This window comes from Candidatus Schneideria nysicola, assembly GCF_019923565.1.
Lineage (GTDB): Bacteria > Pseudomonadota > Gammaproteobacteria > Enterobacterales > Enterobacteriaceae > Schneideria > Schneideria nysicola.
This window is the reverse complement of record NZ_CP074435.1, coordinates 268,702-280,830: the sequence shown is the minus strand read 5'-3', so window position 1 is coordinate 280,830 and position 12,129 is coordinate 268,702. Positions and strand designations below refer to the sequence as shown.

12 protein-coding genes are annotated in these 12,129 nt (G+C 27.7%); 5 read left to right on the top strand and 7 right to left on the bottom strand.

Annotated features, from left to right (window positions below; translation table 11 throughout):
- Window positions 1–19: 19 nt before the first annotated feature.
- Together rpsI and rplM are read right to left on the bottom strand one after the other, a co-directional pair.
- The gene (rpsI, locus tag KEC37_RS01390) at window positions 20–418 is read right to left on the bottom strand and encodes a 30S ribosomal protein S9 (protein WP_223139776.1); all 399 of its coding nucleotides are present in this window, start codon (window positions 416–418) and stop codon (window positions 20–22) included.
- A 28-nt stretch (window positions 419–446) separates the two neighbouring features.
- The gene (rplM, locus tag KEC37_RS01385) at window positions 447–866 is read right to left on the bottom strand and encodes a 50S ribosomal protein L13 (protein ID WP_223139775.1); all 420 of its coding nucleotides are present in this window, start codon (window positions 864–866) and stop codon (window positions 447–449) included.
- A 336-nt stretch (window positions 867–1,202) separates the two neighbouring features.
- On the opposite strand from rplM, the gene KEC37_RS01380 reads away from it, so the two are divergent.
- Window positions 1,203–1,598, top strand: a complete 396-nt coding sequence (locus KEC37_RS01380) for a ZapG family protein (RefSeq protein ID WP_223138867.1) — start codon at window positions 1,203–1,205, stop codon at window positions 1,596–1,598.
- Window positions 1,599–1,663: 65 nt separating this feature from the next.
- Window positions 1,664–3,046 (top strand): Do family serine endopeptidase, encoded by a 1,383-nt coding sequence (locus KEC37_RS01375; RefSeq protein ID WP_223139774.1) that lies wholly within the window; start codon window positions 1,664–1,666, stop codon window positions 3,044–3,046.
- 52 nt (window positions 3,047–3,098) lie between these two features.
- Here KEC37_RS01375 and fre read toward each other — a convergent pair whose 3' ends face one another.
- Complete coding sequence (fre, locus tag KEC37_RS01370) at window positions 3,099–3,791, bottom strand: NAD(P)H-flavin reductase (RefSeq protein ID WP_223139773.1); 693 nt, start codon at window positions 3,789–3,791, stop codon at window positions 3,099–3,101.
- A 314-nt stretch (window positions 3,792–4,105) separates the two neighbouring features.
- Here fre and mrcB point away from each other — a divergent pair, with 314 nt between their 5' ends.
- Window positions 4,106–6,415: a bifunctional glycosyl transferase/transpeptidase gene (mrcB, locus tag KEC37_RS01365; protein WP_223139772.1), complete on the top strand. Its 2,310-nt coding sequence runs from the start codon at window positions 4,106–4,108 to the stop codon at window positions 6,413–6,415.
- 19 nt (window positions 6,416–6,434) lie between these two features.
- Here mrcB and KEC37_RS01360 read toward each other — a convergent pair whose 3' ends face one another.
- Complete coding sequence (locus tag KEC37_RS01360) at window positions 6,435–7,460, bottom strand: AI-2E family transporter (RefSeq protein ID WP_223139771.1); 1,026 nt, start codon at window positions 7,458–7,460, stop codon at window positions 6,435–6,437.
- A 98-nt stretch (window positions 7,461–7,558) separates the two neighbouring features.
- Between KEC37_RS01360 and KEC37_RS01355 the strand changes: the two genes are divergently transcribed.
- Complete coding sequence (locus tag KEC37_RS01355) at window positions 7,559–8,032, top strand: rhodanese-like domain-containing protein (RefSeq protein ID WP_223139770.1); 474 nt, start codon at window positions 7,559–7,561, stop codon at window positions 8,030–8,032.
- Between the two features lies 1 nt (window position 8,033).
- On the opposite strand, the gene ubiB is transcribed toward KEC37_RS01355, so the two are convergent.
- On the bottom strand, window positions 8,034–9,677 hold the full coding sequence (gene ubiB, locus KEC37_RS01350; protein WP_223139769.1) for a ubiquinone biosynthesis regulatory protein kinase UbiB: 1,644 nt from the start codon (window positions 9,675–9,677) through the stop codon (window positions 8,034–8,036).
- Window positions 9,678–9,832: 155 nt separating this feature from the next.
- On the opposite strand from ubiB, the gene murI reads away from it, so the two are divergent.
- Window positions 9,833–10,687, top strand: a complete 855-nt coding sequence (gene murI, locus KEC37_RS01345) for a glutamate racemase (protein WP_223139768.1) — start codon at window positions 9,833–9,835, stop codon at window positions 10,685–10,687.
- Here the strand turns inward: murI and aroE are convergent.
- Together aroE and tsaC are read right to left on the bottom strand one after the other, a co-directional pair.
- Window positions 10,670–11,506 carry a shikimate dehydrogenase gene (aroE, locus tag KEC37_RS01340; RefSeq protein ID WP_223139767.1) on the bottom strand — a complete coding sequence of 279 codons (837 nt, stop codon included), beginning with the start codon at window positions 11,504–11,506 and terminating at the stop codon, window positions 10,670–10,672. The two genes, murI and aroE, sit on opposite strands and share 18 nt — an antisense overlap.
- A 22-nt stretch (window positions 11,507–11,528) precedes the next feature.
- Window positions 11,529–12,119, bottom strand: a complete 591-nt coding sequence (tsaC, locus tag KEC37_RS01335) for an L-threonylcarbamoyladenylate synthase type 1 TsaC (protein ID WP_223138858.1) — start codon at window positions 12,117–12,119, stop codon at window positions 11,529–11,531.
- Window positions 12,120–12,129: the final 10 nt, after the last annotated feature.

Genomic DNA, 12,129 nt, shown 5'->3' with positions numbered 1-12,129 from the left:
TATTAAAATTATTCTGAAATTAACGTTTAGAGAATTGAGGACGTTTACGTGATTTACGTAACCCAACCTTTTTTCTTTCAACATTTCTAGCATCACGAGTAACCAAATTATTTTTGCGTAATATGATACGCAAATTTATATTATATTCTATTAAAGCACGTGAAATGGCATGACGAATGGCTCCAACTTGACTAGAAATACCTCCACCATGAACAGTAATATACAAATCTACTTTATTTATGATATCTGTAATATTTAATGGATAAAGAATAATTTGGGCAATAATTCCTTTGCTAGAGCAATATGTATTTAAACTTTTTTGATTAATTAAAATCTCTCCATTCCCTTCTTTTAAAAAAACTCGTGCAACAGAAGTTTTACGACGACCTGTACCATAATATTGTTGTTGTTTATTCATAAATTCATTATCCATAATTTAATTCTGATTAGATTTCAAGAAATGATGGATTTTGTGCCATATGTTTATGGATATTACCTACATATACTTTTAATTTACGACACATAGCACGACCGAGTGGACCTTTTGGAAGCATTCCTTTCACTGCATTAAAAATTATCTTTTCTGGATTTTTTTCTAGCATTTCTTTAAATGAAACACTCTTAATTCCACCAATAAATCCTGTATGATGGTAATAGATTTTATTGATATATTTTTTTCCAGTAATAGAGATTTTTTCAGCATTAATAACAATCATATAATCTCCATTATCCATATGAGGAGTATACTCAGGCTTATGTTTACCTTTTAAACGTAATGCTAATTGTGTGGCAAGACGACCTAATATCTTTCCTTTAGCATCAATAATATACCAATTTTTTTCTGATTTTTTTATTTTTTTTCTCATTGTTTAATTACTCTATATTAATTTTATACATTTTTTGAGAATAAATTCTCAATCAATAAAATTTTACTATATATTTATTAATTACTTAAGTAGTAATATAGAAATAATAGAAATTTAAGTAATAAAAAATAGTTATTATGTATTTAAAAATTGTATTTTTTTATTTGATATTTAATTTCAATGATTTATATAACTTCTCATTGAGAATAAATATTCTATTTATTAATTTATAATATATTTATTTGTTTAAGACTATTTTGTTGTATAAAATAGCATAATAGAATAAATATCAATTAATTATAAGTATTAATTTGATAATGTCAAAAGGAGATTATGATGAATTGGCAATATGGACTAATTATTATTAGTTTAATAATAGGGATAATAATTGGTATAGTTATTATGCGAATAAAAAATCGTAAATCTCATAAACAAGAAATATTACAATATGAATTAGAAAAAAGTAAAGTTAAATTAGATTTTTATCAAAAAGAACTATCTAATTATTTTTCCTCTACAAAAGAGTTATTAGATAATATGGCAGAAATTCATAATCAATTTTATCATCATATATTAGAAAGTTCTAATAAATTTTTATTAAATCAAAAAAGTAATAAAAGTAATTGGAAATATCGATTAACTGAAGCTGAATCAGATAACGATCAAATTCCAATAGAGATAAAACCTCAAAGTTCTAAAAAAGAGATAAATCCAGATTTATCTCACTCATAAAATTTCATCTTCATGAGGAATGAAAAAAACATTTATTAATTCGAGATAATATTTAATTTATTTTAATGAAAAAGATACATTATTTATACTCTTTATTAGCATCAATATATTTTAATCCCTTAGATTACTTAGGGATTGAAAAAGCTTTTTCACGTCAATTGATTGAAACATCCGTCGAACAAATTATGCCAAGTTTGGCTCCTATGTTAACTAAAGTATTACCAGCCGTAGTGAGTGTACATGTAGAAGGAACTCAATCTATACAGAGACCTATTTTACCTAAAGAATTTAGGTACTTCTTTTTTCCTGATATTCCCAATGGAGGAAATTATTCTAGACCTTTTGAAGGATTAGGTTCTGGTGTAATTATTAATGCCGAAAAAGGATATATAATTACTAATAATCATGTTATTAGTGGTGCTGATAAAATTAAAGTTCAATTAAATGATGGAAGAGAATTTGACGCTAAATTAATAGGACGTGATGATAAAACTGATTTAGCATTATTACAATTACCTTCATCTAAAAATTTATCAGAAATAAAAATAGCTGACTCTGATAAGTTAAAAGTAGGTGATTTTGCTATTGCTGTAGGTAATCCATTTGGTTTAGGTCAAACCGCAACTTCAGGTATTATTTCAGCTTTAGGTAGAAGTGGACTTAATTTAGAAGGTTTAGAGAATTTTATTCAAACGGATGCCTCAATTAATAGAGGAAATTCGGGAGGTGCATTAGTTAATCTTAATGGAGAATTAATTGGAATTAATACTGCAATTTTAACACCTGGTGGTGGAAATATTGGAATAGGATTTGCAATACCTAGTAATATTGTAAAAAATCTTAGTGAACAACTTATTGAATTTGGAGAAGTAAAGAGAGGTCAACTTGGAATTAAAGGTACTGAATTAACAGCAGATATAGCCAAAGCATTAAATATTAATGCACAAAGAGGTGCATTCGTTAGTGAAGTAATCAAATCGTCTGCTGCAGATAAAGCGGGAATTAAGTCTGGTGATATTATTATCTCCTTAGATGATAATCCCATCCGTAGTTTTGCTGAACTTAGAGCAAAAATAGGTACTACTCCACCGGGTAAAGTAGTGAAATTACTTTTGCTACGCAATGGTAAACCTATTTCTGTGTCTGTAATACTAGAAGATAGTGCTTCGATTGTTTCAGCTTCAGAAATATTAATTCCCGCATTAGAAGGTGCATTACTAAGTAATGGACAATCAAAAGATGGAACAAAAGGAGTATGTGTAGATAATATCATAAAAGATTCGCCGGCTTCTACTATAGGATTACAAAAAGGAGATATAATTATTGGTCTTAATCGAGAACGTATACAAAACTTAATACAATTACGTAAAGCATTAAATCGTAAACCCACTGTCATGGCTTTACATATTATGCGTGGAGACGCAAGTATTTTTCTATTAGTAAGATAGAAGAAAAAACATAATATATATAAATAAATAATATATCTTCTATTTACTCATTTTATATTGAAAAAGCATCACTAAAAATTCTATCAATACGTGCATTATATTGTAACGTGAGATAATTTCTAATTACTTTTACCATAGCAATATTTCCAGCTATATAAATATCATATTTATCTAATCTTCTCTTATTATTTTGAAGTGCTTCTAATACAGTACCTTTCATTCCTTTCCAACTATTATCTGGATATTCGACTATAGGAAAGATAGTGATTTGAGGATTTTGTAGAGTTAATCGATTTAATTCTTTTATTTCATAGAGAAGAGATGGAGTCTTACCTCCCCAATATAGTAATACCTTTCTTTGAGGTTGATTTTTTATTACTGTTAATAGAATAGAACGAATATATGAATATCCCATACCACCAGCTATTAGAAGAATAGGACAATTACTATCATCACGTAACCAGGCTTCTCCCAGAGGAGTTTCAACTTGTATAGAAGTATTATTATAAAGATAATTAATTATTGTAAAATCACAAGAACGTGAAGGACCAATATGTAATTCCACATAGGAATGTTCCGAAGGAGGAGAAGCAAAAGAAAAGGGTCTTTTATCTTTTTCATTGATTACAATCATTATATATTGACCGGCACGAAAATGAATAGGGGATAATGGTATTAATCGTACACGATAGATTATATTAGTTATGTTTTCTATAGAAAAAACTTGACAAGTTATTAAGGACATAAATTTATTTCCAATATAAAAAATTCCTTTTTTTTGAAAAAATTATTCTAAAAAAATTAGAATATTTATTTCTGACTATTCTTTTAATGATATTTTATATCATTTTAACGGAATATTATATTAATCAGACACGATCATTTAGAAAAAAATATAAAATAATTAATCCTATTTATCCTAAGTAATTTCTATTTTAGAAATACTTTAGCCTTTTTAAGGAATTATCATTCTATAAAATTCTCTATTAGAGATTACTCTAAATTTTATGTGACTATTTAGAAATATTGTAATTTTATTTTGAGTATAAGGAATAATAGATGTTATCCTATAGATCATCTAAGAAAAATTTTTTTAATAAACTCTCTCTCATCTTAATATATTTTTTTTATATTATTATACCATTCTTTATTATTCTCACTATATTTTATGGTCTATATTTAGATTCACAAATTAAAAAGAGAATGAATGGAAAAATATGGCAATTACCTGCACTAGTATATAGTAGAATTATTCATTTAGAACCCGATTTACCTTATAGTCAAGATGAAATCATTAAGCTATTAGAAAGTATACAATACCGACTAGTCAATCATATTACTTCTCCTGGTGAATTTATAGTAAGACCAGATAGGATTGAATTATTTCGTCGATCTTTTGAGCTTCCAGGAAGAAAAGAAAAAGAAGCTCATGTTTATATTTTCTTTAAATCCGATAAATTATTTTCTATTCAAAATAAAAATAATCAACGCAAATTTCGTCTTTTTTTTCTTGACCCTAAATTAGTAACTATTTTACGTTCTCCAAATGGAGAACAACGTCTTTTTATGCCTATTGATACTTTTCCTAATTTACTTATAAGAATTCTTCTTTCTGTTGAGGATAGGGATTTTTATCATCATGACGGAGTGAATTTTACTTCAATAGGACGTGCTTTTCTAGCTAATATTCTTGCTCGTCGTACTATACAAGGGGGGAGTACTTTATCCCAACAACTGGTAAAAAATATATTTTTAAATAATGAGCGCTCTTTATGGCGTAAGTTGAATGAAATGTATATGGCATTAATACTTGACTATCGTTATACTAAAGATCGTATTCTGGAATTATATTTAAATGAAGTTTATCTGGGTCAAATAGGTAATGATCAAATTCGAGGATTTCCATTAGCAAGTCTTTATTATTTTGGTAGACCAGTAAATGAATTAAGTTTAATTCAACAAACTATGTTGGTAGCAATGGTTAAAGGAGCTTCCTTATATAATCCATGGCGTAATCCTGATTTAACTATACAAAGAAGAAATTTTGTTCTTAAAGTATTAAAAGATCAATTCATTATCAATATAGATTTATATAATCAATTAAAAATATGTGATCTTCATGTACAAAAACAAGGTAGTATTTTCTCACAACAACCTGCTTTTATACAAATGGTTAAAAAGGAACTGAAAGAGAAATTAGGAGAAAAAATGAATCTTTCAGGTCTAAAAATTTTTACAACACTTGATCTATTATCACAAAATGCCGCAGAACAAGCAGTGGAAAAAGGAGTCTCCTATTTACGAGCTCAAAAAAATATTCAAGATCTTGAAGGGGCTATGGTAGTAGTTGATAAATTTAGTGGAGAAATTCGTGCTATGGTAGGTGGAGCCAATCCACAATTTGCTGGGTTTAATCGTGCTATGGATGCCAGAAGATCCATTGGTTCTTTAGCTAAACCAGCTACGTATTTAACTGCACTCAGCTATCCTAATCAATATAGGTTAAATACTTGGTTAAATGATCAACCTATTTCTCTAAAACAACCTCATGGTGGATTTTGGTGTCCAAAAAATTATGATAGAAAATTTCGTGGAAAAGTAATGCTAATAGATGCATTAGTCAATTCTATTAATGTACCAACAGTCAATCTGGGGTTAGAAATTGGAATTGATAAGATTATAACAACTTTTAAGAAACTAGGAGTTCCAGATACAGCATTAAGTACAAAAACTCCATCTATTCTACTTGGATCTATCTGTTTAAGTCCACTAGAAGTAGCACAAGAATTTCAGACTATTGCGAGTCATGGAAATTACGCTATGGTCACCTCTATACGTTCCGTTATTAATGAAAATGGTAAGATAATTTATCATTCTTTACCACAAGCAAAGCGTGTTTTTTCATCTGAAGCTTCTTATTTGATTCTTTATGCTATGCAACAGGTAGTAGAAAGAGGAACGTCTCGTTCTCTATCAGAAAAATTTCCTTTTCATCATTTAGCAGCAAAAACAGGAACAACTAATAATTTACGCGATAGTTGGTTTGCAGGAATAGATGGAAAAGATGTAGCTATTATATGGATTGGTCGTGATAATAATGGTCCTGGAAAACTTACAGGTTCAAATGGCGCTCTTTTACTATATCATTATTACTTAAAATATCAACCTCCATTAAAATTAGAACTATCCTTGCCAAAGAATATTAGTTGTATACCGATTGATCAAGATGGTAATTTTATCTCTAATCAAAATAGAGCCGTATCTATTATTCCTGTTTGGTTAACAGATTCAGAAGAAGTACTTTATTATAAGAAAAGTCAACCATTCCTTATAAGAAGAATCTATCCTGTAGAGCACTCTTCTGATTAAAAAAGAGTAAATACCAGTTTTAAATTAAATTCAGTTCACGTAGTTCTATTTTTAAATATGCATAATAAATAGGGGCGGCTACTAGTCCTTCCATCCCAAATATAGCTTCTAACATTAGCATAGCTAATAATAATTCCCATGATTTAGCTTTGATATGATTTGCAATGATTTCCGCATTGAGAAAATATTCAAGTTTATGGATAAAAATAAGATAAATAAGCATTATCCCTCCTACTGTTAATGAAATTGATAAAGAGGACATAATAATCATAACATTCGAAAGTAAATTTCCTACAATAGGTAGTAACCCAAATATAAAAGTAAAAATGATTAATGTTTTTCCTAATGGAAGAAAAATATTACAAAGTGGAAATATGATTAGAATCATAATAGAAGTTAATATAGTATTAATAATAGAAACTTTAATTTGTGCAAATACAATATTACGAAAAGCTTGAGAAAGATAATATAAACGTTTTAATATTTGTTTAATAAAGTAGGTTTGTTGCTGTTCAGCATTTTTCTGTAATGATATTATTATTCCCATTATGAAACCAACAAATATAGTAATTAAACCATGTAAAAAATTAGTGCTCATATTTCTAATAATAGCTAAATTTGATTCAACTAAAAAAAATATTTTATCTTTTAGTTCTTCTACACTTCTAGGGAAAAAAGGAAAATAGTCTTTTATATGATTTTTTACATTATTTAAAATTCTACTAGTTTCAATAGAAATATCAATTTCTTTCTGTAGTATATCTGAAGTTAGAAAATTTACTACATTTAGAATCCCAATGACGAGTATGATACTAAAAAAAGTAGTAATTATACCAACTACTACCCAACGTGCACGACCTATTCCTACTAATTTTTCAAATAAAGGAGTAAGTAAAATTATAATTTCATGAGTAAGTAATCCAGCTATAAAACAGGGAAAGAGACGAAGAGGAATAATTAAAATAATAAATATAAACATTAATAAATAAGAAGTAATTTGTAATTTTTTTTTATCTATAGAAAGATTATACTCTCTTTTCTTCATTGGCTAATCAGTCCTACTTTTAATAGTAATTTATTAAATATCTTTATGAAGATAGTGATAAATAGTTCTCATTTCAGTTTTAAGGAGTATTAAATCTAATGATAGAAGCAATAATACAATTTATTTTACAACATCCATTGATTATTATAACATGGTTAATATTATTGGTTATTCTAATTTTTCATTTTTTATACGATTTTTATTATAGAATTAAATTTATAAGTAATGATGAAGTTATTTATTTCATTAATAAATGCAATGCAAAAATTATCGATTTACGTAATTCATGTGACTATGAAGAAGGACATATTATTAATAGTATTAATATTACTTTAGATGATATAAAAGCTAAAAAATGGAAATTTTCTGATAAAAAGCAGTCTATTATTTTTATTCATAATAATGGATTCCTTATACGTCGTTTAATTAGAAAATTTCATATAGCAGGATATCAAAATATATATGTTCTAAAAGAAGGGATATTAGGATGGGAAAAAGCCAATTTACCACTGATTAAAAGTGAGCAACATACTAATAAAAGAAGAGAAAGACTAATAAAAGAAGAGAAATAAATCATTTCAATTTATTCCATCCTCTAATCCAACTACCTATAGCTCCTCCTATAAAAATAATAGGAAAGTATAGCTTCTCTTCCAAGCAATCTTTTTTAAGGAATAAGATTCCACAGAGCAAGAACATTGCACCAATACTAAATAAAAAAAAAGCTTGACTATTTTTAACATGTTTATTTCTATTTTCTATTAGAAATAGAGCAATACTTTCCTGAAGAAGAGTATTCTTCTCTAAATTTCTAAAGAGCATTTCTGGAAATTCCGGTAATCTTTCTATCCAAATAGAACTATTATCCTTTATTAATCGTAAAACGGAGGTCATTTTAATCTGATCTTTACCCCATTTTTCAATAAATGGTTTGGCTGTTTTCCATAAGTCTAATTGTGGATAAAGTTGACGTCCTATTCCTTCTACATACAATAAGGTTTTTTGAAGTAAGATGAATTGTGGTTGTATTTCCATATTAAATTGACGAGCTGTGTGAAAAAGATTAGATAAAATACGTCCAAAAGAAATCTCTGACAATGGTTTATCAAAAATGGGTTCACAGACGGTACGAATAGCCGATTCAAAATCTATGATATTAGTATTTAATGGAACCCATCCAGAATCTATATGTAACTGGGCTACTTTATAATAATCTTGTTTAAAAAAAGCAGAAAAATTTTCTATAAGATAACGTTTATCTTTTTTACTCAGAGTCCCAACAATTCCAAAATCAATACCAATATATACCGGATCTTCTGGATGATTTAAACTAACAAAAATATTACCCGGATGCATATCTCCATGAAAAAAATTATCACGAAAAACTTGAGTAAAAAAAATTTGTACTCCTCTTTCTGCTAAAAGTTTCATATTGGTTCTTTGTTTTTTTAACTTTTGAATATTATTAATAGGAATTCCATAAATACGTTCCATAACCATTACATTTTCACTACAGTAATCTGAATAAACTTCTGGAATATATAATATTTTACTTTTTCTAAAATTTCGGCGTAATTTTAGAGCATTGGCTGTCTCACGTAATAAATTCAGTTCACCTAGTATTGTTTTTTCATATTCCACAACAATTTTTTTTAAATTAAAAAAACTACTCTTTTTAAAAAAATACGATGTAAATTTTGCCAAACTAAAAAGTAAACTTAAATCCGCTTTAATAAGTGGTAAGATATCAGGACGAATTAATTTAATTACTATTTCTTTTCCATTCTTTTTTAATTTAGCTGTATGTACTTGAGCAATAGATGCAGAAGCTATAGGAGTCGTTTGAAAATCATATATCCAATTAGTGAGTGGTTTTCCTATATATCTTTCAATATATTCTTTAGCTATATTGCCATCAAGTGGTTTCACACGATCTTGTAACATAGATAAATGATGTATAACCATAGAAGAAAATAAATCAGGACGAGTAGAAAGCATTTGACCTAGCTTAATCCACATCGGACCTAATTCTTGTAAAGCTAATCTTAAACGTTCACCTAATGGATGATCTTGGAATCTATTTCTGATCCAAAAGAAAAATTTTCTTCCCAAACGTAGAGATAAAGTATATTGTTCTTTTGGGATAAAATCATCTAATCCATAGATAAGTAATGTACGAATTATTAAATAAAAACGATAAATATCATAAAAAAACATAATATGATTCCAATGAATTAATCTTTCTTTTTTTTCATTATATAAATGTTATATACGTTTCTATCTATAATAGATAGAATTTTTGATTTTTATTGCAAAAATAAAAGAGAGCTATTTTAAATTGTCATAATAATTAAAAAAATAAAAGATATAATGTGAATACATCCGTTTTTTTTCAAAAAAAAAAGAAAAAACCTACTATTATGATTTTGGATTCTGGGATGGGAGGACTTTCTACTTATATTCAAGTCAATAAATTTATAAAAAATTCCCATTATTTATATGTCTTTGATAATGAAGGCTTCCCTTATGGAGAAAAAACCGATCACTTTATAATTGAAAGAATAAATAGTATTATTCAAGCAATACAGCGCCTACATAATATAGATATATTAATTATTGCTTGTAATACTGTGAGTACTATTAACAATATAAAATATAAACTACATCCATACTTCTCTTATCCAATTATGAGAGTTATACCTAATATAAAATCGGCTACTCAGTATACTAAGAACAAAATTATTGGAATAATAGCAACGCAGGCGACCATAAATCGTCGATATATTATTCAATTAACAAAAAAATATAGTAGCAAAGATTATCATTTTTTGTTATTAGGATCTTCAAAACTAGTAGAATTAGCTGAATTTAAATTAAGAGGTGGATTAACTCCTCTCCCCTTTATAAAAGAGATACTCCTTCCTTGGTTAAAAATAAATAATAAACCTGATACGATTATTATGGGTTGTACTCATTTTCCTTTACTTCTTCAAGAATTTCAATCCATTTTCCCTAACACTCTTTTTTTAGATCCTAGTATTCCTCTAGCTAAAAAGGTTTACCTTTTCATAGAAAAATATTTTGATTGTTCGGAAAAAAAAGATGGAGAAGATAAACAAAAAAATATTGCATATTGTATATCACTAACGGATAAGGTTATTAGTATATTACCTATACTAAAACATTATGGATTTAGTCATGTAAGAGAATTATTTCTTTGTTCTTAATTGATTAAGTAATTTATCAATTGGAGGTAAGATTCCATGCCAAAGTAAAAATGCATATGCTGCTTGTGCAACTAGCATACCTAATCCATCTGCACAATATATTGCACCTCTTTGACGACACCAAGATAAGAAAGGTGTATCACTGTATACATCTGATATTGTATTATAAAACATATCATAACAACGAACCGATTTATTAATTAAATAATCGGGTAATGTTGGTATCTTTCCGTAAATTCCACAAGAGGTAGCATTGATAATCAAATCAATATTATTTACCAAATGAACTTCATTGAGAGAAACAGTATAAATATTACTTATTCCTCTTTCTTGATAAAATTTAATTAATTTCTCAGCATGTATTAATGTTCTATTAGTAACTATTATGCTTTTAGAAAAATTTGCTAATAATGGTAGTACTCCTTTTGCAGCTCCACCAGCACCTATTAGTAATATTTTACTGTTCTTATGTAAAAAATCAAGACGTTGTAAATCGTTAATCAAACCAATACCATCTGTATTCTCTCCAAGTAAATAACCATCTTTTTGTTTTTTTATTGTATTTACTACTCTAGTTAATAAAGCGGAATCAGTAAATTGATGACATATATCAAACGCTCTCTCTTTAAATGGGACCGTAATATTGGCACCTAAACCACCTTGATTAAAAAAATTTTTTATAGTATCTTCAAAATTATTTAATGGAGCTAAAATTCGACAATAAGAATGCGATATTTTTAATTCTTTCGCAAAAAAAGCATGAATAACTGGAGATTTACTATGTTCAATTGGGTTCCCAAATACAGCAAAATCATCCATTTAGATCACTCCTTGGATAAATCTAATGATTGTTATTGTTCCCATTCCGAATTAATCGCTTAGTAAGCACATCTCGAATTTCTGAAGGATAAGGATTACCCTGTATTTTTTTATTCATGATTGGTAAATCTTTGCCAAAATAAAATACTACATCTTCTTGAGTACGAGCCGGAGAAAGTCCAGATAAATTAGCACTAGTGGATATTAATGGTTTACCAAATGCTAAACATAATTGTCGAACTGGTTCAAAAGAACTTATACGAACGGCTATAGAGTGGAATCCTCCAGTTATCCAATAAGGAGTATATGCTTTTGCTGGAAATAACCATGTAATGGCTCCAGGCCAATATGAAAAAACATAAGCGAGTTGTTCTCTTTGTATTTTAGTTTGATCAATATAATTCACTAATTGTGAATATTCCGCGGCGATTAAAATCAGACCCTTTTTCCAAGATCGTTTTTTTAATTGCAGTAATTTTTCTACTGCAACTTTGCTATCTGGATCACATCCTAATCCAAAAACCGATTCTGTTGGATACGCAATAACTTTTTGTAGATGTAACATTTGGACTAAATAAAGTAAATTGGTGGAAATACTCTTTTTTTCTTTCATATAATAATTA

Bases quoted from the DNA above. Each gene is read 5' to 3' on its own strand.
- aroE (WP_223139767.1), bottom strand. From the start codon at position 11,506: ATGGATGATTTTGCTGTATTTGGGAACCCAATTGAACATAGTAAATCT.
- fre (WP_223139773.1), bottom strand. From the start codon at position 3,791: ATGTCCTTAATAACTTGTCAAGTTTTTTCTATAGAAAACATAACTAAT.
- rpsI (WP_223139776.1), bottom strand. From the start codon at position 418: ATGAATAAACAACAACAATATTATGGTACAGGTCGTCGTAAAACTTCT.
- KEC37_RS01360 (WP_223139771.1), bottom strand. From the start codon at position 7,460: ATGAAGAAAAGAGAGTATAATCTTTCTATAGATAAAAAAAAATTACAA.
- KEC37_RS01375 (WP_223139774.1), top strand. From the start codon at position 1,664: ATGAAAAAGATACATTATTTATACTCTTTATTAGCATCAATATATTTT.
- mrcB (WP_223139772.1), top strand. From the start codon at position 4,106: ATGTTATCCTATAGATCATCTAAGAAAAATTTTTTTAATAAACTCTCT.
- rplM (WP_223139775.1), bottom strand. From the start codon at position 866: ATGAGAAAAAAAATAAAAAAATCAGAAAAAAATTGGTATATTATTGAT.
- KEC37_RS01380 (WP_223138867.1), top strand. From the start codon at position 1,203: ATGAATTGGCAATATGGACTAATTATTATTAGTTTAATAATAGGGATA.
- KEC37_RS01355 (WP_223139770.1), top strand. From the start codon at position 7,559: ATGATAGAAGCAATAATACAATTTATTTTACAACATCCATTGATTATT.
- tsaC (WP_223138858.1), bottom strand. From the start codon at position 12,119: ATGAAAGAAAAAAAGAGTATTTCCACCAATTTACTTTATTTAGTCCAA.
- ubiB (WP_223139769.1), bottom strand. From the start codon at position 9,677: ATGTTTTTTTATGATATTTATCGTTTTTATTTAATAATTCGTACATTA.